This is a genomic window from Streptomyces sp. 1-11, assembly GCF_007176755.1.
Classification (GTDB): Bacteria; Actinomycetota; Actinomycetes; order Streptomycetales; family Streptomycetaceae; genus Streptomyces.
Genome location: NZ_BJTV01000001.1, coordinates 824,560 through 850,570 on the forward strand (window position 1 = coordinate 824,560; position 26,011 = coordinate 850,570).

Consider the following 26,011-nt stretch of genomic DNA (forward strand, 5'->3'; position numbering starts at 1 on the left):
TCAGTTGGACGCCAGCAGCTTCAGTTCCGGGTGGGCCGTGCCGCCGGCGATCGCCGTGGAGGAGATGTGGGAGACGACGCGGTCGTCGACCGGGTCGTTCGCCGGGTCCTCGTGCACGACGAGGTGCTCGTACGTGGTGGCGCGCTGCGCCGGGACGCGGCCGGCCTTGCGGATGAGGTCGATGATCTCGAGCCGGTTGGAGCGGTGCTTGGCGCCGGCGGAGGAGACCACGTTCTCCTCCAGCATGATCGAGCCGAGGTCGTCCGCGCCGTAGTGCAGGGAGAGCTGGCCGACCTCCTTGCCGGTGGTCAGCCACGAGCCCTGGATGTGCTGGACGTTGTCCAGGAAGAGGCGCGCGATGGCGATCATCCGCAGGTACTCGAAGAGGGTGGCCTGGGTACGGCCCTTCAGGTGGTTGTTCTCGGGCTGGTACGTGTACGGGATGAAGGCGCGGAAGCCGCCCGTGCGGTCCTGCACGTCGCGGATCATGCGCAGGTGCTCGATGCGCTCGGCGTTGGTCTCGCCCGTGCCCATGAGCATGGTGGACGTCGACTCCACGCCCAGCCCGTGCGCGATCTCCATGATTTCCAGCCAGCGCTCGCCGCTCTCCTTCAGCGGGGCGATGGCCTTGCGGGGCCGCTCGGGCAGGAGTTCGGCGCCGGCGCCCGCGAAGGAGTCCAGGCCCGCCTCGTGGATCCGGGTGATGGCCTCCTCCACCGGGACACCGCTGATCCGGGCCATGTGCTCGACCTCGGAGGCGCCCAGCGAGTGGATCACGAGCTGGGGGAAGGCGTCCTTGATGGCCTTGAAGTGCTTCTCGTAGTACTCGACGCCGTAGTCCGGGTGGTGGCCGCCCTGGAACATGATCTGGGTGCCGCCCAGCTCCACGGTCTCCGCGCAGCGGCGCAGGATGTCGTCGAGGTCGCGGGTCCAGCCCTTGTCGGTGTCCTTGGGGGCCGCGTAGAAGGCGCAGAACCTGCATGCGGTGACGCACACGTTGGTGTAGTTGATGTTGCGCTCGATGATGTACGTGGCGATGTGCTCGATGCCCGCGTACTTGCGGCGGCGCACGGCGTCGGCGGCGGCGCCCAGCGCGTGCAGCGGGGCGTCGCGGTAGAGGACGAGCGCCTCCTCGGGGGTGATCCGCCCACCGGCGGCGGCACGATCGAGGACGGACTGGAGGTCGGCCTTCTCGGACACCGGGGGTCCCTTTCGTCAAGGGTTGTGGACGGACCGGACCAGCCTACGCCAGCCGCTCGGGCCGCCCGGCGTCAGGCCGCGTAGGCGCCGATCAACAGCCCGGCGAAGGCACCGGCGATGAGGAACGGCCCGAACGGGATGGCCGTCCCGCGGCCCGCTCGCCGGGCGAGGACGAGCGCCCCGCCGTAGAGCGCGCCGAGCAGGAACCCGGCGAAGGCGCCGAGCAGCAGGACCGGCCAGCCGTACCAGCCGAGGACGGCGCCCATGCCGAGCGCGAGCTTCACGTCGCCGAAGCCCATGCCGGACGGGTTGACCAGGAACAGCACGAGATAGCCGCCGCCGAGCGCGAGCGTGCCGTACAGCGCGGTGAGCCAGTCACCGGCGTGTTCCGGCAGCAGGGCGACGAGGGCGAGCAGGCCGGGCCCGGCCGCCGCGAGCGGCAGGGTCAGCGGGTCGGGCAGCCGCCGCACCCGCACGTCCACGGCGGCCAGCAGCACCCACACCGGCGCGAGCAGCAGCCAGACGCCCAGCTCGGGCCGGGTACCGGTGGCGGCGGCAAGGACGGCGCAGGCGAGGGCGGTGACGGTGACGAGGAGCCCGGTGGAGGGTGAGTAGGGCGCGTTCGCCGTCTCCTGAGCCCCCGTCGCCTCCGGCGTCCGCGCGGCGGTCTGGGCCTCGGACGCCTCCGCCGGTGCGGGCGCCTCCGCCGGTGGCCACGCCCCGCCCCGTTCCCGTTCCGTTCCCGCCGCGCACCGCCCGCACCGCGCCCGCCCGAGCCATCCGCGCATCGGGTGTCCCCGCGCGCACCGCGCCCGCCACGGCTCGCCGGCCGGGACCGCGAAGCGGAAGGCGGCCCGGGGCAGCAGCGCCCCGGCCGCCGCGCCCCACAGCGCGGCGGCGAGGACCAGTTCCTGTGTGCTCGGCCCTGCGGTGCCCATCCGCTCTCCCTCCCGGCGTCGGCGCCGTTCGCCTCAGCCGACCTTCGCCATCCGGGCCACCGGATCGCCCTCGGCCGAGCTCTCCGCTGAGTAACGCAGGTCGTCGCCGACCGGCGTCAACTCGACGGGGTGCGGCGCCGGGTCGCAGCCGGCGTGGTTGGACCGGGCGCCGACCGAGGTGGCCACGATCCGGGACGGCGTCACCTGTTTCAGGGTGAGGATGTCGGTGCAGACCCCGCCGAGCTGGTCGGTCTGCCGCAGCCGGCCCAGTTCCCCGCCCACGGCCGCCTTGTGCACGGTGAGCCGGAAGGTGCCCATCGGGAGGCTGCCGCCCAGCCCGCTGGCCTGGCCCTCCCAGGTGCCCAGGTAGCGGACCGGGACCGCGCCCGCCGTGCCGCCGGTCGCGTCGGGCGCCTCGGAGGCCTGGGCGCCGGCCGAGCGGGAGGAGTGCGGTGCGCTGCCCGCCGTCTCGTCCTCGCTGCCGGTCCACGGCCGCAGCAGCGCCCCGAGCCCGATCGCCGCCGCGGCCGTAGCGCCCGCCACGGCCAGTGCGACGGTGCAGCTCACCCGGCGTCCGCGCCCCTTCTCCACGGGTGTGGAGGCCGCCGCCACGCTCACCGTGACCCGGCCGGGGACCGGCGGCGCGTCGCGCGGCCCGGAGGTGGCCGGCTCCAGGCCCCCGGCGCCGTGCCGCGCGGCGGACGCTCCCGGGAAGCCGTCCGGCGCCCCGGCCGGCGGAGCGCCGGGCGGCGGGGGCGGAGTCATCGTGGGGGGCGGTCCGAAGCCGGCCGGTGCCGGCGCCGGAGGGTCCGCGGACGGAGTCCCGCCGGAACCGGACGCGCCCGTGCCGTCCCCCCGGGGCGCGGGCCGGACGGCCTCCGGAGTCCCGCCGACCGAGGGGCTGCTGAAGCCCACCGGGCCGGACGGAGCGGTCCCGGCCGTCTCCAGGTTGAGCAGGCTCACCGCGCTCCGGCTGACCTGCTCCACCAGCGCGCCCGGCAGCCAGCCGCCGGCGACCAGGCGGGCGGCGCCCTCGGGAGCGAGCCGGCGCGCCAGTTCCGCGGGGGCCGGCCGGGCGGCCGGGTCCTTCGCCAGGCAGGCGGCCGCCACCTCGCGCAACTCGCCGGTCAGACCGCCCAGTTCCGGTTCCTCGTGGACGACCTTGTACAGCAGCGCGGCCGAGGAGTCGCCGGGAAACGGGGGCTCACCGGTCGCCGCGTAGGCCAGCACCGCGCCGAGGGAGAAGACGTCGGCCGCGTGGGTGACCCCCTTGCCGAGGATCTGCTCGGGGGACATGTAGCCGGGCGAGCCGACGGAGACGCCGGTCGAAGTCAGGGACGCGGTGCCCGCCGTGGCCCGGGCGATGCCGAAGTCGATGAGCAGCGGGCCGTCCAGGGTCAGCAGCACGTTGGACGGCTTCACGTCCCGGTGCACCAGGCCCAGTTCGTGGACGGCGGTGAGCGCCTCGGCGAGGCCCGCGCCGAGCGCCCGTACGCTGCGCGCGGGCAGCGGGCCGCCGTCCGTGACGGCCGCGGCCAGGGAGGGGCCCGCCGCGTAGGCGGTGGCGACCCAGGGCACGGCGGCCTCCGGGTCCGCGTCAAGGACGGGCGCGGTCCAGGCGCCGCCGACCCGGCGGGCGGCCTCCACCTCCCGCCGGAAGCGGGCCCGGAACTCCTCGTCCAGCGCGAAGTGCGGATGCACGATCTTCACCGCGACCGTGCGGCCGCCCGCGCTGCGGCCCAGGTAGACCCGGCCCATGCCGCCCGAGCCGAGCCGGCCGAGCAGCCGGTAGGGCCCGACGGCGGCCGGTTCGTCGGCTCCGAGCGGCTGCATGGCGTGCACCTCTCCCCCGTAGCGCCTTCCCCCGGCAACGCCTCACTGCCCGCAGCGTAGTGCCGTGGCGATTACGGCTGAAGCAGATCCACCTTCACGTCCGCCGGGAAACCGGTCGTCGGGCCGACCCGGCGGGCGAACTCCGTGACCGCCGCGAGCTGCGGCCCGCCGAAGCTGAAGTCGAGGGTGGTGAAGTACTGCTCCAGGGTCGCCTCGTCGAAGGACTCCCAGCGGGCGGCCTGTTCGGCGACCTTGCCGACCTCCTCCAGCGAGAGGTTGCGGGAGGAGAGGAAGGCCTCGTGGACCTTGCGGGTGATGAACGGCTCGCGCTCGGCGTAGTCGCGGCGGGCCGCCCAGACCGCGAAGACGAACGGCAGCCCGGTCCACTCCTTCCAGAGCGCGCCCAGGTCGTGCACCTCCAGGCCGAAGCGGGGGCCGTCGATCAGGTTGGCGCGCAGGGCGGCGTCGCCGATCAGGACGGCGGCGTCCGCCTCCTGCATCATGAGGCTGAGGTCGGGCGGGCAGGTGTAGTAGTCCGGCTGGACGCCGAAGCGTTCCGCCAGCAGGAGCTGGGCCAGCCTGACCGACGTGCGCGAGGTCGAACCGAGGGCGACCCGGGCGCCGTCCAGCCGGTCGAGCGGCACCTGCGAGACGATCACGCAGGACATCACCGGGCCGTCGCAGCCGACGGCGATGTCCGGGAAGGCCACCAGATCGTCCGCGTTGCGCAGGAACTCCACGAGGGTGACCGGCCCGATGTCGAGGTCGCCGCGCACGAGCTGCTCGCTGAGCTTTTCGGGGGTGTCCTTCGTCAGCTCGAAATCGAGGAGCGTGCCGGTTCTCGCGAGCCCCCAGTAGAGGGGCAGGCAGTTCAGGAACTGGATGTGGCCGACGCGCGGCCGGGTGCGAGAAATGTCCACATCGCGAGACTAGACCCCGTGCGGTACGGTGCTGAGACCGGCCCCACCGTCAACCCACCCGAGGGGACGTTCAAACATTCGGGTGAAGTGATCTTGACCTCTATTGCTTTCGGCTGCCCGCGTGCTAGGCTCGCCGCAAGTTGCAGTTTGGTTTCCCTTGCAGTACAGAGCCTGCGGAGCATGTGACCGCGGGCTCTCGTCGTTTTCAGACGAATGCAGTTGTGCAGCACCGTTTCGCACGTGCAGGTTCTGGAGCAGGGCAACCCTTTTGAGCCCAAGGAGGGCTTATGGCTACCGGAACCGTGAAGTGGTTCAACGCCGAAAAGGGCTTTGGCTTCATCGCCCAGGAGGGCGGCGGCCCCGACGTCTTCGTTCACTACTCCGCGATCAACGCCAGCGGCTTCCGCTCGCTCGAGGAGAACCAGCAGGTGAGCTTCGACGTGACGCAGGGCCCGAAGGGTCCGCAGGCGGAGAACGTCACCCCCGTCTGATCACTGCCTGATCGCAGAACCTGAGTGCAGTACCCAAGGAGCCCCACGCCGTACGGCGACGGGGCTCCTGCCTTTTCCGGGCCGGCCCTTTCGTAAATTCCGGGTGAATTGCCGGTGCGTCCGGCCGTTGTGTGTGCGCCGCGGGCCGGACCGTGCCCCGGGGGCGCCGAGAACGGCCGGTCAATCACCGGAAGACAATTCGCCCCCGTCCGCGGTGTTCCCGGCTGCGGCCCGGCCATGAACGGGCGACCGGGACTTTTCCACCCCCGCCCGCGCCTTCCACGACACCGTCGCCCCCGACCGCACCGGCCGGCTCCAGCGCCCGCTCGCCGACTGCCCGCCGGACCGGGCTCCGCTCGCCCCCCCAGCCGCCCGCGCCGGGTCCCCTCCCACCCGCGCCGGGTCGCCGCCCGTCGGCGGGCGGATGCCGCTCGCCCTCCGGACCGGGAAGGAGCCGCCGCGGCCGGACCGAGCGCATGACGCGACTGTCCGGGAAGCGGGGGTGCGCCCCCCGTTCCCGCTGCACCGGTATCGGGGATCCCCCTCCTGCCCAGGAATCCCCGCAGGTCACAAGGCACGTTCGAGGGTGACTCAGACGCCCGGGGAGCGGTTGAAACCGGGAGTACCGGGAGCGCGACCTGTGCCGGTAACCGGCTGGGACGGTATGGGGATCGGCTCCCCCGAGCATCGGTTGCGGCGCCAGGGAGAAGCCCGGCGACCGGATCACGATCCGTCTACCCAGGGGGAGTCACAACATGCGCACCATCGCACTGCGTACCAAGACGGTTCTGGCCGCACTCACCGGCGCCGGTGTTCTCGCACTCGGTACCGCCGCGGCCGTTCCGGCGACCGGTGTACAGGATGCCCTGGTGCGCGTCGCCTCCGGCTTCACCCTCCACCAGGCCGACGCCCCGGCCCTGGCCAACGGACACGGCCCCGGCTTCGCCCAGGGCTGACCCCCGCACGCTCCGGCGACCGACGGCACCGGCCGGGCCCCACCCCGGCCGGTGCCGTTTCGCATGCCACGGCCTCCCGCATCATCCGGCCGGCCCCGGCCCCACGCGGGCGGTGCCGGCTACAGGCGGCGGCCCTCCGGGCTCACGCCCATCGCGTCGAAGAGTTCCTCCGCGGCCCGCTGGTGGGTGTGGGCCGTGGGCTCGTCACCCAGTGCGCGGGCGGCTTCCGCCTGGCCCAGCAGGGCGCGGGCCATCTCGATGCGGTAGCCGAGGCGGGAGGCCAGTTCGTAGGCGTGGCGGTGCAGTTCCATCGCCCGCTCGGGCGCGCCGCGCCGCAGGTGGACGAGCGCGACAACGTTGACCACGGACGCCTGACGCAGCGCCGTGCCCTCGGCGGAGACCAGTTCCAGGGCCCGCTCGGCGTGTTCGGCGGCCGAGCGCACCTCGCCGAGCCGCTGGCAGACCTGCGCCCAGTGGGCGAGGACGACGGCGACGTTGGCCGGCTTGCGGGACTCGTCGCACAGTTCGAGGGCCTGGGCGAGGCAGGCGCGGGCCCGCTCGTCCTCGTCGGTGCCGAGGTGGGCCAGGGCCAGCCAGGTCAGCGAGGCGATCTCGTTGCTGCGGTCGCCCAGGCTCCGGTTCAGTTCGGTGGCCCGGGCCGCGTACCGGGCGCCCTCGGCGTAGTTGCCCGACCAGGTCTCCACCGTGCTGAGGTTGTCCAGGGCCTGCGCCTCCATCCGGGCCGAGCCCAGTTCCTGGTGCAGGGCGATGCCCTGGACCAGGTAGGTGCGGGCCTCGTCGAAGTTGCCGAGCGCCCCGTGCAGCAGGCCCAGGACGTCGATGCACATCGCCTCGCCCCGGCGGTCGTCGGCGGCGGTCAGCTCCAGGGCCTCCTGGGCGGTGGTGATGCCGTCCTGGAAGTCGCCGAGCCACCAGTGGCCCACGGCCAGGTTGCCCAGGCTGATGCTGAGCAGCGCCGGGTCGTCGAGCTGCCGGCAGGCGCCGACGCCGATCCGGCCGACCACCCGGTACTCCTCGTAGTCGCCGCGCAGGTCGAGGTAGAAGAGCAGATTGCGGGCGAGCAGCGCGGCGTAGCGGTGCAGGCCCCGGGTGCCCGCCTGGGTGGCGACCGCGAGCAGCGCGTCGTACTCGCGGTCGAACCAGCGCAGCGCCCCCTCGTCGCCGTCCAGCCGGGGCAGCTCGGGGCCGCCGGAGGCGGGCGGGTCGCCGTAGCGGCTGCGGCCCGGGAAGAGGGTCTCGCAGGCCATGTCGGTGGCGAGCGTGTAGTACGACACCAGCCGCTCGACCGCGGCCTCCTCGTCGTCCTCGGCCTCCCGCACGCTCATCGCGTAGGTGCGCACCAGGTCGTGGAAGCCGTACAGACCGGCCTCGTGCTGCTCCAGCAGGTGGGCGTCCAGCAGCAGTTCGAGGGCGTCCTCGGCGTCGTGGACGCCGGCGCCGAGCAGCGCGGCGGCGGAGTGGACGTCGATGGTGCTGCCCGGATGCAGCCCGAGCAGCCGGAACGCGACCCGCTGGTCCTCCTCCATCGCCTGGTACGACAGCCGCAGCGTGGCCTCGACACTGCGTTCCCCGGCGCTCAGTTCGCGCAGCCGCCGGGTCTCGTCGGCGAGCCGGTCGACCAGGTACCGGACGGTCCAGCGGGGCCGGTTGCGCAGCCGGGCGGTGGTGATGCGCAGGGCGAGGGGCAGGCCGCCGCAGAGGTCGGCCAGCTGGGCGACGGCGTCGGGTTCGGCGGCGGTGCGTTCGTCGCCGAGCATCCGGTTGAGCAGGGTGGTGCTGTCGTCGGCGGAGAGCTGTCCGAGCGAGAGCCACTCGGCGGCGTCCAGGTCGAGCATGCGCACCCGGCCGGTGAGGATGGCCAGGGAGTCCTCGGAGGCGGGCAGCAGTGGCCGGATCTGGGCGGCGTCGGCGGCGTTGTCCAGCAGGATCAGCAGCTTGCGCTGCGAGGAAACGCTTCGCCACAGGGCCGTGCGTCTCTCCAGGTCATCGGGGATGCGGTCGTCCGCGACGCCCAGGGTGCGCAGCAGCGAGTGGAGCACCGCGCCCGGCTCCTGCGCCTTCTCGCCGGGGCTGAATCCGCGCAGGTCCACGAAGAGCTGGCCGTCGGGGTAGTCGGCGGCGAGCTGGTGGGCGGCGTGCACCGCGAGCGCGGTCTTGCCGCTGCCGCCCATGCCGTCCACACCGACGATCCGGGCGCGCTCACCGGTCGCACCCCGGCCCACCTTCAGCAGCCGGGCCAGTTCGGCGTCCCGGCCGGTGAAGTCCGGCAGGTCGTACGGCAGGGTGCAGGGCGCGGGCTCGGACCCGGACGGCTGGGCCGCCGGCGCCGGTACGAGCAGGGCGGCGCGGTCGGCCACCGACTGCGGCACCCGGGGGGCAACCTCGGGGCTGTCGCGCAGGATGGCCTCGTACAGCCGGGTCAGTTCGGCGCCCGGGTCGATGCCCAGCTCCTCGACGAGGAGTTCACGCATCCGGCCGAACTCCTCCAGCGCCTCCGCCTGCCGCCCGGCCCGGTACAGGGCGAGCATCAGCCGGCCGCGCAGGGTCTCCCGCAGCGGGTGCGCGGTGACCAGTTCGCGCAGCGGCCCGACCAGGTCGCCGGACTGGCCGAGTTCGAGCTGCAGCTCGAAGTACTGCTCGGCGACGGCCATGTGCCGTTCCTCGAGGGCGGCGGAGGCCGCGGAGATCACCGGGCCGCCGGCGCCCGCCATGACCGGGCCGCGCCACAGGTCCAGGCAGGCCCGCAGGTGGTCGACCGCCTCGGCGGGCCGGCCCGCGGCCACCGCCTGCCGCGCCTCACGGGCGCGGCGGCCGAACTCGTGCAGGTCGAGCTGCTCCTCCTCCAGCACGGCCCGGTATCCGGCGCCGTCGGTGACGATCAGGGACGAACCGCCGGGGATGCGGGTGCGCAGCGCGGCGACGGCCTTGCGGATCTGGTGGCCGGCGGTCTGCGGCGGCTCGTCGTCCCAGGCGGCGGTCACCAGCCTGGGCATCGGAACCATCCGCCCCGGCTCGAGTAACAGCGTGACGAGCACCCGTTCCTGCGTGGGGCTGCCCAGTCTCAGCCGCCGGTCGCCGTGCCACCCTTCCAGCGAGCCGAGGATGTTGAAGCGTACGACAGGCAGAACGGATGCCGCCGACTCCACTGAACCCGTCCCCCCGCCCCGTCGTACCGCTCAGCCCCCTGACGTTCGGGCCAATCCTAGGCTGTACCCCGAACCTGTCATGTCGGAAGACGACTTCACGTTACAAGGGTTATCCCTAGGTCCGCGTCAAAAGCCAAACCATCTTCAGGCAAGCTGCAGGAGAACGGACCGGGTATCGCCGGCCAATGCCGGATCGTGGCACAGGATGGCGCTCTCCACCTGGCGCAGCGCGGGGGACGGCTGGATGCCCAGTTCGTCGTCGAGGTGGCGGCGCATCCTGCGGAAGACGTCGAGCGCGTCGGCCTGCCGTCCCGAGCAGTACAGGGCGATCATGAGCTGCTCGCAGAACCGCTCCCGCAGCGGGTGGTTGGTGTGCGCCTCGGTCAGCTCGGCGAGGACCGCCGCGTGCCGGCCGAGCTTCAGCTCGGCGTCGAAGCGCAGTTCCATGGCCCGCATCCGGTACTCCTCGAAGCGGGCGCCCGCGAGCTGGCACAGGGTTCCGCAGGCGAACCCGCCGAAGACGGGGCCGCGCCACAGCGCGAGCGCGTCGCCGAGCAGCCGGGCGGTGTAGGCCGCGTCGGCGCGGGACGACTCGGCGTGCCGCACGGCCCGGACGAACTCGGCGGCGTCCAGTTCCCCGTCCCCCACGACGAGCCGGTAGCCCGAGGGGTGGATGGTCACCCGGGAGCCCGCCCGGCCCGGTTCCAGGCCGCGCAGCTTGCGGCGCAGCCGGCTGATGTGCGCCTGCAGGGCGTTGGCCTGGTTGTCCGGTACCGAGTCCCCCCACATCTCCTCGACCAGGCTCTCCCCCGACACCGGCTGGCCCTCGCTGATCAGCAGGGTCTGCACCAGGGTGCGCTGCAGGTCGCCGGAGATCTCAGCAGGTCCGGACACGGTACGGACCTGCAGCGCACCGAGGATCGAGAACTTCAGCATCCTGACTCCGCCTCCCGTTGATGCCGCTGGCGTCGTCGTCCTTCTTCCGGCGACGTATCAACAGTGCGGGGCGGAGCTACCGGATCGTTACCGATCCGATCCCGGCCGGGTGTCGTCCCCGAGGACCAGCGCCCGCAGGGAGGCCATGCGCCGGGCCGCCACGTCGGGCGAGTCGGCGCCGATCACCAGGTGGCCGGGGTGCGGCGCGTCGGGCGGCGAGACGTGGCGGACGTGCGGCAGGCCGCCCACCTCCGCCTCCGGCAGCCGCCACGGCGGGCGGATCAGCGCGGCGGCGGCGAAGCGGTTCGGCCGCACCGTGTCGACCAGCCGCCCGGCCAGCACCTCCACCGCCCCGGCCGCCAGGTCGAGTCCGCCGGCCGCCTTGACCAGTTCCGGGACCGGGTCGTCGGGGAGACCGGCCCGGCACCCGGTGATCACCGGGCCGCGCGAGGTGAGGGCGACGCTCGAATGGGCCGGACCGTACTGGTACCCGGTCAGGTCCAGCAGCGCGGTCACCACCGCGCGCACCTCGGCGGCCGTGTCGGCGGTCAGCGGGGCGGGGTGGAGGAGGCCGTAGGGCGTGCGGGCGACGATCGCGACGGCCTGGTGCATGCCGTGCACGCTCAGCGTCTCCACGGTCAGCCGCAGGTCCGCGGGGGCCACCTCGGTGCCGCCGGGCGAGAGCCGGTTGTCGCGGACCAGGCGCTGCACCGCGGCCGGGTCGGACAGCACCACCAGGGCACGGGCCGGGTTGACGCACAGCCCGGCCTCGGCGGCCTCGGCGAGCGGCGCGCGCAGCGCCTCCTCGTCCGTGGCGTCGGCGCGTATGGAGCGCACTTGGACTCCCGCGCGCGCGGCCTGGCGCACGAGTCGCTGGTCCGGGTTCAGCAGGAAGATGCGGCGGACGTCGTTGTCTTCGTTCATGCCTCTGCTCGGGGGACGAAGTAGGCGGGGGTGGAAAGGCAGGCTACGAGCGGCCGATACCGATCCGGTCCCGGCCCGTTCCCGAGGTGGTGCCAGTGCCCGCAGTGCGTGCTCCTGCGGGGGCTGACGGAACGCGGACACCATGGAACCCCTTTCGTACGCTACCCGTTCCCGGGCACTTGCCGGGGGCGGATTCACGGCATGGACGGAGCGGCCGGTCAGCCCCTCCGTCCGGCTGTTTCCCCGCCCGGCGCGCCGGACGCGTCAGCGTGCGTAGAGGTCCTCGATCTCGCGGGCGAAGTCCCGCATGATCCGTTCCCTGCGCAGCTTCATCGAGGGCGTCAGATGACCGGCCTCCTCGGTGAAGTCCACGGGCAGCACGGCGAACCGGCGGATCGACTCGGGGCGGGACACCAGCCGGTTGGCCTCGTCCAGGGCCCGCTGCAGCACGGCCTCCAGCTCGGCGTCGCCGACCAGGAGCTCCGGCGGCACCGGGTGCCTGCCGATCATCTGGCGCCAGTGGGTGATGCCGTCGGGGTCGAGGGTGACGAGGGCGGTGACGTAGGGCCGCCCGTCGCCGACGAGCATGACCTGGGAGATCAGCGGGTGCTGGCGCAGCCAGTTCTCCAGCGGCGCCGGGGCCACCGACTTGCCGCCGGCCGTGATCAGCAGTTCCTTCTTGCGGCCGGTGATGGTCAGGTAGCCCTCGCCGTCCAGCTCGCCTATGTCGCCGGTGTACAGCCAGCCGTCCCGGGTGGCGGGGACGACCCCGCCGGCCTGCGGGTCCCAGTAGCCGCGCAGCACGTGGTCGCCGGCGAGCAGGATCTCCCCGTCCGCCGCGATCCGCACCCGGGTGCCGGGCAGCGGCCAGCCGACGGTGCCCAGCCGGGGCTTGAGCGGCGGGGTGACCGTGGAGGCGCCGGTGGTCTCGGTCAGGCCGTACCCCTCGAAGACCTCGATCCCGGCGCCGGCGTAGAAGGCGGCGAGCCGCCGGCCGAGCGGTGAGCCGCCGCAGATGACGTACCGGACCCTGCCGCCCATGGCGTTGCGGATGCGCCGGTAGACGAGCGGGTCGTAGAAGGAACGGGTCGTGCGCAGGGCCCGGTTGGGGCCGCCGCCGGCGCCGGTCTGCCGGGCCTCCAGCGCCTCGCCGTACCGCACGGCCACCGTGGTCGCCCGGTCGAAGGCGCCCGCCCGGCCGCCCTCCTCGGCCTTGGCCCGCGCGGAGTTGAAGATCTTCTCCAGCATGTACGGGATGGTCAGCAGGCAGGTCGGCCGGAAGGCGGCGAGGTCGGGCAGCAGGTCCTCGGCCTTCAGGCTCGGCGCGTGGCCGAGCCTGACCCGGGCGCGTACGCAGGCGATCGCCACCATCCGCCCGAAGACGTGGGACATCGGCAGGAAGAGCAGCACCGACGCCTCCTCGGCCGACCCCGCCCGGAAGACCGGGTGGAGCAGTTCGATGGCGTTGTCGACCTCGGCGAAGAAGTTGCCGTGCGAGAGGGCGCAGCCCTTGGGGCGCCCGGTGGTGCCCGAGGTGTAGATGAGCGTGGCGAGGGTGTCGGGGCCCAGCATGCCCCGGCGTACGCCCACTTCGCCGTCCGGCACCTGGCCGCCCGCCTCCGCCAGCCGGTCCACGTGCCCCTGTTCCATCACCCACAGGTGTCCCAGGTCCGGCAGCCGCTCCAGTTCGGGGCCCATCGCGGCGGCCTGGGCGGTGGTCTCGGTGACCAGGGCGACCGCGCCGGAGTCGTGCAGGATCCAGCGGGTCTGGAAGACGGAGGAGGTGGGGTAGACGGGGACCGTGACCAGGCCGGCCGCCCAGGCGGCGAAGTCGAGCAGGGTCCACTCGTACGTGGTCCGGGCCATCACGGCGATCCGGTCGCCGGGCATGAGCCCCTCGGCGATCAGGCCCCTGGCCACGGCGAGCACCTGCGCGGCGAACTCTTCCGCCGTCACGTCCGTCCAGCGGCCGTCGGCCGCCCGGCGGCTGAGCACGACGGCGCCGGGCTCGGCCTCGGCGTTGTCGAACGGCAGGTCGGCGAGCGAGCCGTGCCGCACCGGCGGCGCGAACGGCGGGACGTACGCCTCCCGTACGGCGCCGTCCAGCCGCCGGGTCTCGGGCGCCACCAGGACCGGCAGGCCGTCGTAGTCGGTGGCCTGGACGGGGGCGCCGGAGGAGACCGGGGCGCTCGGGTACGGGGTGGACACGGGGCGGCTCCTCGGGCGTGCAGCGGAGAACTGCTTGCTGCCTGACGTACGTGCCTCGGGCGGCGAGGCGTTCACCGGCCGCGGTCCGCTGTAAGGGGTTACCGGCGGTCAGGCTGGTGATCGTACGGGTCGGCTGTGGGGGGCTTGTGCGGGTTCCGGGATGGTACGGGGACGGGGGTGTGCAACCTCGAAGATCATGTGAGGGACGCTCATGTTCGCCGCGTCACACCCGCCGCCGGCGCCGGCCACGGGCCGCGGTCGGTGGTCCCACGGGCTCACGGAACCGCGGACTCGCTGGCTCACGGACACACGGACACACGGACACACGGGCATACGGGCTCACGGGCTCGCCGATCACCGCGACGCGCCGCACCCGGGGCGGCTCGGACGGGGTTGCGAGGGGACTCATCTCGACCTGCCCCTCAGCCGTGACATAGGCTTACCTCCGGTAACCTTACTCCAGAGTAAGCAACTTCGACCGAGTCGCACGGGAGTTGGACGTGGCCGACCGCTACCTGAGCTTCGCCGGCACGGCGCCGGGCCGTTTCCTCACCCGGCGCCTGGGCCTGCCCCAGCCGGCCGAGCTGCGCCGCTGGTCCGCCGAACACCCCTCGCTGGACGGCCCGTTGCTGCATCTGACGGCGGGGCCCTCCGCCCTGGACCTGGCCCCCGTGCTCGCCCGCACCGGACTCACCGCCGGCGACCGGGACCCGGCCGCCGTCGTTCTGGACGCCACCGGCGTACGCGACGTCGGCTCGCTCGCCGAGGTGCACGCGGCCCTGCATCCCGTCGTGCGCTCCGTCGCGCCGAGCGGCCGGGTCCTGGTGCTGGGCGCCCCGCTCGACCCCGCCGACCACCACCAGGCCGCCGCCCAGCAGGCCCTCGAGGGGCTCACCCGCTCGCTCGGCAAGGAGATCGGCCGGGGCAGGACGGTGAACCTGGTCCGGCTGACCGACGCGGCCGCCGCCGAGTCCACCCTGCGCTTCCTGCTCTCGCCCAGGTCGGCCTACGTCAGCGGCCAGGTGGTCGAGGTGGGCGCCGGACCGGCCACCGCACCGGCCGACTGGGCGAAGCCGCTCGCCGGGCGCACCGCGCTGGTCACCGGCGCCGCGCGCGGGATCGGCGAGGCCGTCGCCGGCACGCTGGCCCGGGACGGCGCCCATGTCGTCGTGCTCGACGTGCCCGCCGCCGAGGCGGACGCCCGCCGGGTCGCCGACCGGCTCGGCGGCACGGCCCTCGCCCTCGACATCACCGCCGACGACGCGGGCGAGCGCATCGCCGGCGCCCTCCCCGACGGGCTGGACGCCCTGATCCACAGCGCGGGCATCACCCGGGACCGGCGCCTGGTCAACATGCCCGCGGACCGCTGGAGCACGGTGCTGGAGGTGAACCTGGGCAGCGTGCTGCGCACCACGGACGCCCTGCTCGCCAAGGGCGCGCTGCGCTCCGGCGGCCGGATCGTGGCCACCGCCTCCATCGCCGGGCTCGCGGGCAACGCGGGCCAGACCAACTACGGTGCGAGCAAGGCGGGCGTCGTGGGGCTCGTACGGTCCCTCGCGCCGCGCGCGCTGGCCGAGCACGGGGTGACCGTGAACGCCGTCGCGCCCGGGTTCGTCGAGACCCGGATGACGGCCGCGATCCCGCTGTTCATCCGGGAGGCCGGCCGCCGGATGAACTCCCTCGCGCAAGGAGGCCTGCCGGCCGACGTCGCCGAGACCACCGCCTGGCTCGCCCACCCGGCCTCCGGGGCGGTCAACGGCCAGGTCGTCCGCGTGTGCGGCCAGAGCCTGCTGGGAGCGTGAGATGACCGCCGTCACCCTGTCCGCCGCCCCCGCGCTGGCCCCGTCGCTGGCCCGCGGCGCCCTGCGCTCGCCCTTCAAGCGCCCGTCCCCGGAGGCGGACTTCCCGCGCGCCCGCCTGGTCCTGCCCGGCCTGCGCGTCGACCTCGCCCGGCTGGCCGCCTACGAGCGGATCTGCGGCTTCGCCCCCGGCGCCGCCGGCGAGGCGGACGCCCTGCCCGTCACCTACCCGCACGTCCTCGGCTTCCCGCTGGCCATGCGGCTGATGAGCGGGCGGGACTTCCCGCTGCCGCTGCTCGGCCTGGTGCACACCTCGATCGGGATCGTCCGGCGCACCGGCCTGCCGGCCACCGGTGAGTACGAACTCGCCGTGCGCGTCGCCGGGCTGGCCCCGCACCGGCGCGGCACCGAGGCCACGGTGGTCACCGAGCTGCGGGCCGGCGGGGACGCCGTGTGGGAGTCGCGCAGCACCTATCTCGCCCGGCACCGGACCGGCGGCGCGCCCGAGGAGCGCGGGCCGGACGCGGAGCGCGGGGAACCGCGGCCGCCGCTCGCGGTGGCGGGCCGGTGGCGGCTGGCCGACGACCTCGGCCGCCGGTACGGCGCCGCGTCCGGTGACCGCAACCCCATCCATCTGCACCCGCTGACCGCCCGCCTCTTCGGTTTCCCGCGCGCCATCGCGCACGGCATGTGGACGGTGGCCCGCTGTCTGGCCGCGCACGGCACGCCCGAGGCGGCCCGGGTCGAGGCCCGGTTCCGCGCGCCGGTGCTGCTGCCCGGCACCGTGTCCTACGGCACGGACGGCGCCGGCCGGTTCGAGCTGCGCGGGGCCGGGGACCGGCTGCACCTGACCGGCGAGGTGGGGCCACTGACGCCGTAGGGCCCCGGCGGGTCCGGGTCCCTCAGTCCTCCTCGGACCGCGGCGGGCTCCAGGGCCGCCCCTGCATCAGGTTGCCCAGGCCCGCCCAGGCGAAGTTCATCAGGGTGGCCGCCGCCTGGCGTGCCGTGGTGCTGGGGGTGGCGTTCGCCCAGGCGGCCAGGGACTCGGCGGCGCCGACCAGGGCCTCGGCCAGCCCGGCGACCTCGCGCTCGGCGAGGTCCGGGTCACGGTGGGCCTCGCGGGCCGCGACGGCGATCAGCCGGGTCACGAACGCGACGATCTCCTCGCGCATCGCGGTGACCTCGGCGGCGAACGTCTCCCCGTGGGTGCGGGCCTGGAGGTGCAGCACGGCCCAGCCGTCGGGATGCTCGGCGGTGTGCGCGAAGAACGCCTGGAGCCCGTCCCACAGCTGGCGGTCGGCGGGCAGGTCACCGCGCACGCCGGTGCGGACGGCGTCGGACAGCGCCGCGGCCTCGCGGCGGATGCACGCGGTGAAGAGTTCTTCCTTGGAGTTCAGGTAGAGGTACACCAACGGCTTGGACACGCCCGCCAGGTCGGCGATCTCGTCCATGGACGCGGCCATGTACCCGCGCCGGCCGAAGATCCGTACGGCGGCGTCGAGCATCTGCTGCTCCCGCACCGCGCGCGGCATCCGCTTGGTCTTCACGGCACCCATGGGGAGAAGCCTAGTTGGGCCGCCGGGGCCGTCCGGCCCGTAAGCGGCGGCCGCGGCCTCAGGAGGCCTGGCTGTGCGCCCGGGTGCTGTCGTCCGCCACGTCCTCCTGGCTGCGGTTGGACTCCAGGTTGGCCTTCATCCGGTCCACCTTGCTGACGATCTGCACCGAGGCGCGGTCCCGCTCCCGGCGCAGCACCACCCAGCTGATCGGCGCCGACAGCACCAGCGCGAGCAGCAGCACCCACAGGAAGTTGGAGTCGCCGAAGCCACGCGGGAAGATGCCGGAGTAGACGGCTCCCCAGACGACCACGAGGCAGCCGGCGAAGACGCCGAGGCGCATCAGCGAGTAGCGGAGCATCTCAATCCACTCTTCTGTGTCGTACGGTCCGAAATCCCATGAGGAACTCCGTCCAGTGAAGCACGTCCGGCGGCCGGTCCTCCCGGCGGGTCTCGGCGTCAGGCGAGTGGCAGCAGCATGATGATGTCGTCGCGGTGGTCGTCGGGGGCGACGCGGATGGCGCCGGGCACCCGGCCGACCTCCTTGTAGCCGCAGGCGGCGTAGAAGTGCTCCAGGCCGTGGCCGCCCCGGCAGCCGAGCCGGATCGCGTCGATGCCCGGGAAGCCGCGGACCGCTTCCTCGGCGGCCGCCATCAGGTCGCGGCCGTACCCCTTGCCCTGGTGCCGGGGGTGGACCATCACGGTGTACAGCCAGACCCAGTGGGTCTGCAGCCGGTGCGTGTTGAAGGAGACGAACGCGGTGGCCGCGACCTCGCCCGCCTCGTCGTGCCCGACGAGCAGCCGCATGCCGCCGCCGCCCAGCGCCGCGAGCTGCTTCACCAGCGCCGGGCGTATGTCGTCCCGCGTCACCGGGGCCACGAACCCGACGGCTCCGCCCGCGTTCGTCACGTCCGTCCACAGGGTGAGCAGACCCTGGTGGAGGGCAGGGGTGATCGCGGGATCGAGGGTGAAGGTAAGGGGCATAGGGCCAGTGTATCTATTACTTCGCCAGGGCTCGGGCGGCGGTCCTCAGGTCGGCCACCAGCCCCTCGTACGCCGCCTCGCGGTCCTGGTCCCGGGCCCGCAGCACCGACGACGGATGCACCGTCGGGAGCAGCCGCCGCGGCCGCCCGTGGATCTCCCGCTCCAGCAGGGTGCCGCGCACCTCGCCCACCCGGAACGACGAGCCGAGCAGCGCCTTCCCGGCCGTGGCGCCCAGCACCACGACCAGCTCGGGCTCCACCAGGGCCAGCTCGGCCGCGAGCCAGGGTCCGCAGGCCGTGGTCTCACGCAGGCTGGGCGCCTTGTGGATCCGCCGCTTGCCCGGTCCGGACCGGGTGAACTTGAAGTGCTTGACGGCGTTGGTGACGTACGCGTCCGCCGGGTCCAGACCCGCCTCCGCGAGCGCGCGGTCCAGCAGCCGACCGGCGGGGCCGACGAACGGCCGGCCCTGCCGGTCCTCCTGGTCGCCGGGCTGCTCCCCGACGAGCATCACCCGGGCGCCGGCCTCGCCCTCCCCGAAGACGGTCCGGGTGGCGTCCCGGTGCAGGGGGCAGCCGCGGCAGCCGGCGGCGGCGCGGCGCAGCGCGTCGAGCCCGGCTCCGTCCGGGACGAAGGGGGCGGCGGTGTACCGGTCCTCGGGGCCGGTGCTGCTCGGGCTCATGGCCCCCGGGTACCCCGGGGGCCGGAGCCGGCTCAGATCCGCATGGCCTGCGGGGACTCACGGCGCAGGGGGTCCGGGCCGTCGTACTCGCGGATGATCTCGTAGCGGGTGTTGCGCTCCACCGGGCGGAAGCCGGCGTCCCGGATCAGGTCGAGCAGGTCCTCGCGGGTCAGCTTGTTCGGGGTGCCGTAGTTGTCGGCGTCGTGGGTGATCTTGTACTCCACCACCGAGCCGTCCATGTCGTCGGCGCCGTGCTGGAGGGCGAGCTGGGCGGTCTGCACGCCGTGCATCACCCAGAACACCTTCACGTGCGGGACGTTGTCGAACAGCAGCCGGGAGACGGCGAACGTCTTCAGCGCCTCCGCGCCGGTCGCCATCTGGGTGCGCGCCTGGAGCCGGTTGCGGACCTTGCCGTCCTTCATGTCCACGAAGTCGTGCTGGTAGCGCAGCGGGATGAAGACCTGGAACCCGCCGGTCTCGTCCTGCAGTTCACGCAGCCGCAGCACGTGGTCGACGCGGTGCCGGGGCTCCTCGATGTGCCCGTAGAGCATGGTGCACGGGGTCTTCAGGCCCTTCTCGTGCGCCAGCCGGTGGATGCGGGACCAGTCCTCCCAGTGGGTGCGGTGGTCCACGATGTGCTGCCGGACCTCCCAGTCGAAGATCTCGGCGCCGCCGCCGGTCAGGGACTCCAGGCCGGCGTCGATCAGCTCGTCGAGGATCTCGGAGGCGCTGAGCCCGGAGATGGTCTCGAAGTGGTGGATCTCCGTGGCCGTGAACGCCTTCAGCGACACCTCCGGCAGCGCGGCCTTCAGCTCCCGCAGCGAACGCGGGTAGTACCGCCACGGCAGGTTCGGGTGCAGGCCGTTGACGATGTGCAGCTCGGTGAGGTTCTCCGACTCCATCGCCTTGGCGAGCTTGACCGCCTCCTCGATGCGCATCGTGTACGCGTCCTTCTCCCCCGGCTTGCGCTGGAAGGAGCAGTAGGCGCAGGAGGCCGTGCACACGTTGGTCATGTTGAGGTGCCGGTTGACGTTGAAGTGGACCACGTCACCGTTCTTGCGGGTGCGTACCTCGTGGGCGAGACCGCCGAGCCAGGCCAGATCGTCCGACTCGTACAGCGCGATGCCGTCCTCACGGGTCAGCCGCTCACCGGAGCGGACCTTCTCCTCCAGCTCGCGCTTGAGCCCGACGTCCATGCCAACACCTTTCTCCGACAGCCCGACCAACGGTATCCCTAGACCTCTTCGGGCAGCTCGCCGACCCGGTTCTCCCACTTCGTGGACAGCACGATCGTGGTCCGGGTCCGGGAGACGCCCTTGGTGCCGCTCAGCCGCCGGATCGTCTTCTCCAGCCCGTCCACGTCCGTGGAGCGCACCTTGAGCATGAACGAGTCGTCGCCGGCGATGAACCAGCAGTCCTCGATCTCGGGCAGGTCCCGCAGCCGCTGCGCCACGTCCTCGTGGTCGGCGGCGTCGGACAGCGAGATGCCGATCAGCGCGATCACGCCGAGGCCGAGGGAGGCCGAGTCCACGGTGGCGCGGTACCCGGTGATGACACCGGCCGCCTCCAGCCGGTTGATGCGGTCGGTGACGCTGGGTCCCGACAGGCCGACGAGGCGCCCCAGCTCCGCGTAGGAGGCCCGGCCGTTCTCCCTCAGGGCCTGGATGAGCTGCCTGTCCACCGCGTCCATGCGATCGAAACCTTCCGCTGAAGAGTTCCCGAAGTGATGAGAGGTACTGCGACTTGCTCCGCTACCGGCCCGCTGTGCCGCCGCCCAGCTCGCCCTTCCAGCGCCGGTACAGGCCGTGTCCGACGCCCGCCGCGTCCAGCACCCGCCCGGCGACGAAGTCCACCAGGTCCTGGATGTGGGTGGCGCCCGCGTAGAAGGCGGGCGAGGCCGGCACCACGCTCGCGCCCGCGTCGTCCAGCGCCACGAGGTGCCGCAGGGTCTGGCCGTTCAGGGGGGTCTCCCGCACGGCCACGACGAGCGGCCGGCGTTCCTTCAGTGTGACGCTCGCGGCGCGCTGCAGCAGGTCCTTGGAGAGGCCGAGGGCGACGCCGGCGACACAGGCCGTGGACGCCGGGACGATCAGCATGCCGCGCGCCGGGTACGACCCGGAGGAGGGCCCCGCCGCGAGGTCACCCGCGCCCCAGTACCGCACCCCGCTGACGTCCGCCTCGAACGTCCCCGGCTTGCCGTCGGCCCCGCGGGCCAGCCACTCCCGCAGGTCCTCCTGCCAGTGCGCGTCCCGGAACGAGATCCCCGTCTCGTCCAGCAGCGTCAGCCGCGAGGCGCGGCTGACCACCAGGTCGACCGCCTCACCGGCGTCCAGCAGCGCCCGCAGCACGGCTGCCGCATACGGCGTCCCGGAAGCTCCGGACACCCCCACGATCCAAGGCGCGCGCTGCGATTCTCCTGCGTTCACACCTTGAGCGTACCGGCGGACCGAACCGCCTTCAGGGCGGGTCGGCCCGACCGCGGCGCAGGCGGGACTTTGCGGACACGACCTAGACCGTCAGGCCCCGCACCAGCAGGTCCAGCAGCGCGCACACGAACAGGGCGATGCCGATGAAACCGTTGACGCTGAAGAACGCCCTGTTCAAACGGGACAGGTCGTGCGGGCGGACGATGGTGTGCTCGTAACCGAAGGCGCCGGCCACGACGATCAGGCCCAGCCAGAAGAAGGCGCCGGCGTCGGTGGCGAGGGCGTACCAGACGAACAGCGCCGTGGTGACGGTGTGACAGGCGCGGGCGCCCCAGATGGCAGCCGGGATGCCGAAGCGGGCCGGCACCGACCTGACGCCGATCGCACGGTCGGTCTCGACGTCCTGGCAGGCGTAGATCAGGTCGAAGCCGCCGATCCAGACGCCGACGGCCAGACCGAGGATCACCGCGTTCCAGGACCACTCGCCGGTGATCGCCAGCCAGCCGCCGACCGGGCCCATCGCCTGGGCCAGACCCAGGATGGCCTGCGGGAAGTTCGTGAACCGCTTGCCGTACGGGTAGACCACCATCGGGATCACCGCGATCGGCGCCAGGGCCAGGCACAGCGGGTTCAGCAGCGCCGCCGAGCCCAGGAAGACCACGAGCGCGACCAGCGCGCCGGTCCAGGCGTGCCGCACCGACATCGCGCCGGTGACCAGTTCGCGGTGGGCCGTGCGCGGATTGCGGGCGTCGATCTCGCGGTCGATGATCCGGTTGACCGCCATCGCGAACGTGCGCAGGCCCACCATGCAGACGGTGACGAGCAGCAGCCGGACCCAGTGGATGTTCCGGTCGAGCTGGAACATCGCGGTGAGGGCGGCGATGTAGGCGAAGGGGAGCGCGAAGACCGAGTGCTCGATCATCACCAGGCGCAGGAACGCCTTGGTGCGTCCCGGCCGCGGAAGTGCCGCGGAGGCGCTGCTCACAGGCCGTACTCCTTCCAGCGGCGGTCCACCAGGGCCGCCGTATCCGGGTCCGACAGGACCATCTCCGGCCAGCCGCCGTCACGGGTGTAGCCCTCCTCGGGCCACTTGCGCGTGGCGTCGATGCCCGCCTTGCCGCCCCAGAACTGCTGGTAGGAGGCGTGGTCCAGGTGGTCGACGGGGCCCTCGACGACCGTGAGGTCGCGGGCGTAGTCCGTATTGCCGAGGGCGCGCCAGGCGACCTCGTGCAGGTCGTGCACGTCGCAGTCGGCGTCCACGACCACGATCAGCTTGGTCAGGGACATCATGTGCGCCCCCCAGACCGCGTGCATCACCTTCTGCGCGTGCTTGGGGTACTTCTTGTCGATCGAGACGATCGCGCAGTTGTGGAAGCCGCCGGCCTCGGGCAGGTGGTAGTCCACGATGTCCGGGACGATGATCTTCAGCAGCGGCAGGAAGAAGCGCTCCGTGGCGCGGCCGAGGGGGCCGTCCTCGGTGGGCGGCCTGCCGACCACGATCGACTGCAGCAGCGGCCGCCTGCGCATCGTCACGCAGTCGATGGTCAGCGCCGGGAAGGGTTCCTGCGGGGTGTAGAAGCCGGTGTGGTCGCCGAAGGGGCCCTCGGGCAGCATCTCGCCGGGTTCCAGCCAGCCCTCCAGCACGACCTCGGCGTTCGCCGGGACCTGGAGCGGGACCGTCTTGCAGTCGACCATCTCGATCCGCTTGCCCGCGAGGAACCCCGCGAAGAGGTACTCGTCGATGTCACCGGGGAGCGGGGCGGTGGAGGCGTAGGTCACGGCGGGCGGGCAGCCGAAGGCGATGGCGACGGGCAGCCGCTCGCCGCGCCGGGCCGCCACCTGGTAGTGGTTCCGGCTGTCCTTGTGGATCTGCCAGTGCATGCCGATGGTGCGCTTGTCGTGCCGCTGCAGCCGGTACAGGCCGAGGTTGCGGACGCCGGTCTCGGGGTCCTTGGTGTGGGTCAGGCCCAGGTTGAAGAAGGAGCCGCCGTCCTCGGGCCAGGTGAACAGCGCCGGAAGCCGGTCGAGGTCCACCTCTTCGCCGTGCAGCACGACCTCCTGCACGGGCGCGTTGTCCGGCTTGACCTTCCTCGGCGGCACGTGCGCCATCGCGCCGAGCTTGCCGAACGCCTCGCGCACGCCCACGAACCCGTGCGGCAGCTCGGGCCGCAGCAGCCCGCCGATCTTCTCGGAGATCTCGCCGTACGACTTCAGGCCGAGCGCCTTCAGCAGCCTCCGGTCGGTGCCGAAGACGTTCATCGCGAGGGGCATCGCCGAGCCCTTCACGTTCTCGAACAGCAGCGCCGGGCCGCCCGACTTCTGGACCCGGTCGACGATCTCCCCGACCTCCAGGTACGGGTCGACCTCGGCCTTGATGCGCTTGAGGTCTCCCTCGCGCTCCAGCGCCCTGAGCAGGGAGCGAAGATCGTCGTAAGCCATGTGCCCAAGTATCGCCGACGTACCGCTGCGTCCCGCGCCCGCCCCTGCCCGGCCGGGGGTCCGGGGAGCCGGTCCCGGGACCGGCGCGGCCGTCACCCGATAGCCTGGGCCCGTCACCGGGGCCGTCCCACACCCTTCGGGAGATCGCACGTCATGCTCAGGTATCTGCCCGCCCTGCTGGTGCTGGCGCTGTGGATCTACGCCTTCGTCGACTGCCTGAACACCCCTGAGGAAGAGGTGCGCCACCTGCCGAAGGGCGCGTGGCTGCTCGTCGTCCTGGTCTTCGGCTGGGTGCTGGTCGGCCCGGTCGCCTGGCTGATCACCGGCAGGGTCCGGCAGCCGGCCGGCGCGTCCCCGGGCGGCTCGGGCTGGGTCGCCCCCGACGACAACCCCGAGTTCCTGAAGTCCCTCGAACGGGACGACCCCGGGAACGACTGAGCCGCCGCACCCGGGGCCGCTCGTCGCCTCGGACGGCCCCGGGCCGGGGGCGGATCCGGCGGGCCGTCAGGTGTGGGCCCAGCTCTGCGAGGCGGTCCCGGACTGGCAGGGCCTGCTGGCGACGCCCCCGCCGAAGGCCAGGTCCAGGCAGGCGCCGTTGAACTCGCTCTTGAGGGTGCCGCCGGAACCGGTACGCCACAGGTCCGGGCTGCCGCCTGAGGCACAGTCACCGGTGACGACGGTCTGGCCGACGAAGTTGGCCCGCAGGCACGCGCCCGACCGGTTGACGACCTTGACCGTGCCGTTGCCAGCGCTCCTGAAGGTCCAGTAGGCGCCGGAGCCGGAGCAGGCGCCGACGTCCGTGGCGCCGTAGACCTGGACCAGACACTTGCCGTTCTCACCGTTCTTGAGGCGGAAAGCGCCCTGACCCGGGGCCGTGGAGGCGCCCCCGGACGAGGAACCGCCGGAGGACGACCCGCCCGACGAGGAACCGCCGGAGGACGACCCGGACCCGCCCGACGAGGAACCGCCGGAGGAGGAGCCGCCGGACGAGGAGCCGCCCGCGGAGGAGCCGCCGGACGAGGAGCCGCCCGTGGAGGAGCCGCCGGAACCGCCGGAGCCGCCGCTGCCACCGCCCGGACTCCCGCCGCCGGCGGCCGCGTCGCCTCCACCGGTGCCGCCGCCGCTGCCGCCGCCGGACGAGCCCGAGCCGCCGGAGCCGCCCTGCGGGTCCTCGCCGCCCTCGTCCCGCCCGCGTCCGCCGTCCGCCTTCTTCCTGCCGGACGGGCCCGCCGAACGCCCGCCGTCCGGCTTCCCGCTCGCGGAGGCACTCGCGGAAGCGCTCGCGGAGGCGGACCGGTCCGGCGCCGAAGGACCTGCCGCCGCCGGCGCCGAGGCTCCGGGCCTGCCGCCGGCGGCCGCGTCGCCGGAGCCGGAGGCGTACGGGACGAGCTGGAAGGCCAGGGTCGCCGCACCGGCCACGACGACCACCGGGACGACCACCGCCAGCAGACGGGTGCGCCGCCGCCGCTCCTCGCGGCCGGGCCCGGGCGCCACGACCGCCTCGGGCACCGGCCCCGGCTCCGGCTCGGTGCCGGGGTCCGCCTCGGTGCCGGGGTCCGGCTCGGTCACCTCCGGCACCGCCGCCGCGAACGCCGCCCGCCCGGCCAGGGGCGCCATGAGGGACGCGGGCCACAGCGGGGGCTCGGACGGCCCGCGGCCCGCGGCCAGTTCGAGGAGCCCGGCGGCCGTGGGACGGCTGCGCGGGTCCTTGTCCAGGCAGGAGGCGACCACGTCGGCCAGCTCCGCGTCGGCCTCGCGCAGCCCTTCGAGGTCGGGCTGCTCGTGCACGATGCGGTACAGCACGCCGTGCCCGGACTCGTCCCCGAACGGCGGTCGCCCGCTGGCCGCGTAGGCCATCACGGAGCCCAGCGCGAAGACGTCCACCGCCCCGGTCGGCCGCCGCGCCCCGGAGGCCTGTTCCGGGGACATGTAGGCGGGGGTGCCGACCACCATGCCGGTGCGGGTGAGCTGGCTCTGCTCGGCGGCCCGGGCGACCCCGAAGTCGATGAGGGTGACGCCGTCCAGGGTCAGCATGACGTTGGACGGCTTGACGTCCCGGTGCACCATGTCCAGTTCGTGCACCGCCGCGAGCCCCGCCGCCGCCTCCCGCAGCAGCAGCCACAGCGCCTCGGGCGGCAGCGGCCCGCCGTGCGCCTCCAGGGCCTCGCGCAGGGTCAGCCCGGGCACGTACGCGGTGGCGAACCACGGCGGCCGCGCGGCGCGGTCGCCGGCCAGCAGCGGCGCGGTGGCCCTGGCGGGGAGCCGGGCGAGGTTGTCCAGCTCGTGCCCGAAGCGCCGGACGAAGTCCTCGTCCTCGCCCACCACGGACGGCAGCACCTGCTTGACGGCCGCGTACCGGCCCTCGTGCACGCCGAGGTAGACCCGTCCCATGCCGCCGGACCCGAGCCGCCCGACGAGCGGGATCGGGCCGATCCGCCGGGGATCGCCGGCTTCCAGCGGCTCGACCCCGTTGTCTTCCCCGTTCAACGCGTTCCCCCTGCGTGCTGCGTCATATGTTCGGAAATCCGGTCTCGGGTGTGAGGATGGTGCACCGGTGC

Annotated in this window: 23 protein-coding genes; 5 read left to right on the forward strand and 18 right to left on the reverse strand. The window is 73.5% G+C overall.

The genetic code is table 11. The features are described 5' to 3' along the window. The 4 genes from mqnC to TNCT1_RS03850 form a co-directional block, all read right to left on the reverse strand. On the reverse strand, positions 1–1,200 hold the full coding sequence (gene mqnC / locus TNCT1_RS03835) for a cyclic dehypoxanthinyl futalosine synthase (RefSeq protein ID WP_143628067.1): 1,200 nt from the start codon (positions 1,198–1,200) through the stop codon (positions 1–3). A gap of 71 nt (positions 1,201–1,271) precedes the next feature. Beyond that, positions 1,272–2,138, reverse strand: coding sequence for an A24 family peptidase (locus TNCT1_RS03840; protein WP_143628069.1), 867 nt, complete (start codon positions 2,136–2,138; stop codon positions 1,272–1,274). Positions 2,139–2,171: 33 nt separating this feature from the next. Further along, on the reverse strand, positions 2,172–3,971 hold the full coding sequence (locus tag TNCT1_RS03845) for a serine/threonine-protein kinase (protein WP_143628071.1): 1,800 nt from the start codon (positions 3,969–3,971) through the stop codon (positions 2,172–2,174). A gap of 71 nt (positions 3,972–4,042) precedes the next feature. Then, positions 4,043–4,891, reverse strand: a complete 849-nt coding sequence (locus TNCT1_RS03850) for a menaquinone biosynthetic enzyme MqnA/MqnD family protein (protein WP_143628073.1) — start codon at positions 4,889–4,891, stop codon at positions 4,043–4,045. Between the two features lie 287 nt (positions 4,892–5,178). On the opposite strand from TNCT1_RS03850, the gene TNCT1_RS03855 reads away from it, so the two are divergent. Both TNCT1_RS03855 and TNCT1_RS03860 read left to right on the forward strand, forming a co-directional pair. Continuing rightward, the gene (locus TNCT1_RS03855; protein WP_003992177.1) at positions 5,179–5,382 is read left to right on the forward strand and encodes a cold-shock protein; all 204 of its coding nucleotides are present in this window, start codon (positions 5,179–5,181) and stop codon (positions 5,380–5,382) included. Positions 5,383–6,137: 755 nt separating this feature from the next. After that, positions 6,138–6,338: a hypothetical protein gene (locus TNCT1_RS03860; protein ID WP_143628075.1), complete on the forward strand. Its 201-nt coding sequence runs from the start codon at positions 6,138–6,140 to the stop codon at positions 6,336–6,338. Positions 6,339–6,457: 119 nt separating this feature from the next. On the opposite strand, the gene TNCT1_RS03865 is transcribed toward TNCT1_RS03860, so the two are convergent. From TNCT1_RS03865 to TNCT1_RS03880, 4 genes are all read right to left on the reverse strand, one after another. Then, positions 6,458–9,505 carry a BTAD domain-containing putative transcriptional regulator gene (locus TNCT1_RS03865; protein ID WP_308789265.1) on the reverse strand — a complete coding sequence of 1,016 codons (3,048 nt, stop codon included), beginning with the start codon at positions 9,503–9,505 and terminating at the stop codon, positions 6,458–6,460. Positions 9,506–9,649: 144 nt separating this feature from the next. Next, on the reverse strand, positions 9,650–10,441 hold the full coding sequence (locus tag TNCT1_RS03870) for an AfsR/SARP family transcriptional regulator (protein ID WP_143628077.1): 792 nt from the start codon (positions 10,439–10,441) through the stop codon (positions 9,650–9,652). Positions 10,442–10,528: 87 nt separating this feature from the next. Further along, entirely contained in the window at positions 10,529–11,365 is an 837-nt protein-coding gene (locus tag TNCT1_RS03875) for a hypothetical protein (protein ID WP_143628079.1), read from the reverse strand. Positions 11,366–11,629: 264 nt separating this feature from the next. After that, entirely contained in the window at positions 11,630–13,573 is a 1,944-nt protein-coding gene (locus TNCT1_RS03880; RefSeq protein ID WP_143628081.1) for a long-chain fatty acid--CoA ligase, read from the reverse strand. Between the two features lie 500 nt (positions 13,574–14,073). On the opposite strand from TNCT1_RS03880, the gene TNCT1_RS03885 reads away from it, so the two are divergent. Continuing rightward, on the forward strand, positions 14,074–15,375 hold the full coding sequence (locus TNCT1_RS03885; RefSeq protein ID WP_143628083.1) for a 3-oxoacyl-ACP reductase: 1,302 nt from the start codon (positions 14,074–14,076) through the stop codon (positions 15,373–15,375). Between the two features lies 1 nt (position 15,376). After that, positions 15,377–16,252 carry a MaoC/PaaZ C-terminal domain-containing protein gene (locus tag TNCT1_RS03890; protein ID WP_143628085.1) on the forward strand — a complete coding sequence of 292 codons (876 nt, stop codon included), beginning with the start codon at positions 15,377–15,379 and terminating at the stop codon, positions 16,250–16,252. A gap of 22 nt (positions 16,253–16,274) precedes the next feature. Here TNCT1_RS03890 and TNCT1_RS03895 read toward each other — a convergent pair whose 3' ends face one another. The 9 genes from TNCT1_RS03895 to TNCT1_RS03935 all read right to left on the reverse strand — a co-directional run bounded on the left by TNCT1_RS03895 (position 16,275) and on the right by TNCT1_RS03935 (position 23,453). After that, on the reverse strand, positions 16,275–16,928 hold the full coding sequence (locus tag TNCT1_RS03895) for a TetR/AcrR family transcriptional regulator (RefSeq protein WP_143628088.1): 654 nt from the start codon (positions 16,926–16,928) through the stop codon (positions 16,275–16,277). Positions 16,929–16,986: 58 nt separating this feature from the next. Further along, positions 16,987–17,286 (reverse strand): DUF4229 domain-containing protein, encoded by a 300-nt coding sequence (locus tag TNCT1_RS03900; protein ID WP_143628090.1) that lies wholly within the window; start codon positions 17,284–17,286, stop codon positions 16,987–16,989. Positions 17,287–17,384: 98 nt separating this feature from the next. Then, a complete protein-coding gene (locus tag TNCT1_RS03905) occupies positions 17,385–17,909 on the reverse strand; it encodes a GNAT family N-acetyltransferase (RefSeq protein ID WP_143628092.1) in 525 nt (174 codons plus the stop codon). 16 nt (positions 17,910–17,925) lie between these two features. Beyond that, complete coding sequence (locus TNCT1_RS03910) at positions 17,926–18,588, reverse strand: UdgX family uracil-DNA binding protein (RefSeq protein WP_143628094.1); 663 nt, start codon at positions 18,586–18,588, stop codon at positions 17,926–17,928. Between the two features lie 32 nt (positions 18,589–18,620). Next, positions 18,621–19,784 (reverse strand): aminofutalosine synthase MqnE, encoded by a 1,164-nt coding sequence (gene mqnE, locus TNCT1_RS03915; RefSeq protein WP_143628096.1) that lies wholly within the window; start codon positions 19,782–19,784, stop codon positions 18,621–18,623. A 38-nt stretch (positions 19,785–19,822) separates the two neighbouring features. Then, positions 19,823–20,278 (reverse strand): Lrp/AsnC family transcriptional regulator, encoded by a 456-nt coding sequence (locus tag TNCT1_RS03920; RefSeq protein WP_143628098.1) that lies wholly within the window; start codon positions 20,276–20,278, stop codon positions 19,823–19,825. 61 nt (positions 20,279–20,339) lie between these two features. After that, complete coding sequence (locus tag TNCT1_RS03925; protein WP_143628100.1) at positions 20,340–21,014, reverse strand: UbiX family flavin prenyltransferase; 675 nt, start codon at positions 21,012–21,014, stop codon at positions 20,340–20,342. Positions 21,015–21,096: 82 nt separating this feature from the next. Next, entirely contained in the window at positions 21,097–21,999 is a 903-nt protein-coding gene (gene mqnP, locus TNCT1_RS03930; protein ID WP_143628102.1) for a menaquinone biosynthesis prenyltransferase MqnP, read from the reverse strand. Further along, a complete protein-coding gene (locus tag TNCT1_RS03935) occupies positions 21,996–23,453 on the reverse strand; it encodes a menaquinone biosynthesis decarboxylase (protein ID WP_143628104.1) in 1,458 nt (485 codons plus the stop codon). The genes mqnP and TNCT1_RS03935 overlap by 4 nt, the downstream gene beginning before the upstream one ends. Before the next feature lie 153 nt (positions 23,454–23,606). On the opposite strand from TNCT1_RS03935, the gene TNCT1_RS03940 reads away from it, so the two are divergent. Further along, a complete protein-coding gene (locus TNCT1_RS03940) occupies positions 23,607–23,891 on the forward strand; it encodes a PLD nuclease N-terminal domain-containing protein (protein WP_143628106.1) in 285 nt (94 codons plus the stop codon). Between the two features lie 66 nt (positions 23,892–23,957). Here TNCT1_RS03940 and TNCT1_RS03945 read toward each other — a convergent pair whose 3' ends face one another. Beyond that, positions 23,958–25,940 carry a serine/threonine-protein kinase gene (locus TNCT1_RS03945; RefSeq protein ID WP_235902293.1) on the reverse strand — a complete coding sequence of 661 codons (1,983 nt, stop codon included), beginning with the start codon at positions 25,938–25,940 and terminating at the stop codon, positions 23,958–23,960. Positions 25,941–26,011: the final 71 nt, after the last annotated feature.

Excerpts from the sequence above, each read along its gene's own strand:
- TNCT1_RS03840 (WP_143628069.1), bottom strand. The coding sequence starts at position 2,138 with ATGGGCACCGCAGGGCCGAGCACACAGGAACTGGTCCTCGCCGCCGCG.
- TNCT1_RS03845 (WP_143628071.1), bottom strand. The coding sequence starts at position 3,971 with ATGCAGCCGCTCGGAGCCGACGAACCGGCCGCCGTCGGGCCCTACCGG.
- TNCT1_RS03855 (WP_003992177.1), top strand. The coding sequence starts at position 5,179 with ATGGCTACCGGAACCGTGAAGTGGTTCAACGCCGAAAAGGGCTTTGGC.
- TNCT1_RS03860 (WP_143628075.1), top strand. The coding sequence starts at position 6,138 with ATGCGCACCATCGCACTGCGTACCAAGACGGTTCTGGCCGCACTCACC.
- TNCT1_RS03870 (WP_143628077.1), bottom strand. The coding sequence starts at position 10,441 with ATGCTGAAGTTCTCGATCCTCGGTGCGCTGCAGGTCCGTACCGTGTCC.
- TNCT1_RS03875 (WP_143628079.1), bottom strand. The coding sequence starts at position 11,365 with ATGAACGAAGACAACGACGTCCGCCGCATCTTCCTGCTGAACCCGGAC.
- TNCT1_RS03890 (WP_143628085.1), top strand. The coding sequence starts at position 15,377 with ATGACCGCCGTCACCCTGTCCGCCGCCCCCGCGCTGGCCCCGTCGCTG.
- TNCT1_RS03895 (WP_143628088.1), bottom strand. The coding sequence starts at position 16,928 with ATGGGTGCCGTGAAGACCAAGCGGATGCCGCGCGCGGTGCGGGAGCAG.
- TNCT1_RS03900 (WP_143628090.1), bottom strand. The coding sequence starts at position 17,286 with ATGCTCCGCTACTCGCTGATGCGCCTCGGCGTCTTCGCCGGCTGCCTC.
- TNCT1_RS03905 (WP_143628092.1), bottom strand. The coding sequence starts at position 17,909 with ATGCCCCTTACCTTCACCCTCGATCCCGCGATCACCCCTGCCCTCCAC.
- TNCT1_RS03910 (WP_143628094.1), bottom strand. The coding sequence starts at position 18,588 with ATGAGCCCGAGCAGCACCGGCCCCGAGGACCGGTACACCGCCGCCCCC.
- mqnE (WP_143628096.1), bottom strand. The coding sequence starts at position 19,784 with ATGGACGTCGGGCTCAAGCGCGAGCTGGAGGAGAAGGTCCGCTCCGGT.
- TNCT1_RS03920 (WP_143628098.1), bottom strand. The coding sequence starts at position 20,278 with ATGGACGCGGTGGACAGGCAGCTCATCCAGGCCCTGAGGGAGAACGGC.
- TNCT1_RS03935 (WP_143628104.1), bottom strand. The coding sequence starts at position 23,453 with ATGGCTTACGACGATCTTCGCTCCCTGCTCAGGGCGCTGGAGCGCGAG.
- TNCT1_RS03940 (WP_143628106.1), top strand. The coding sequence starts at position 23,607 with ATGCTCAGGTATCTGCCCGCCCTGCTGGTGCTGGCGCTGTGGATCTAC.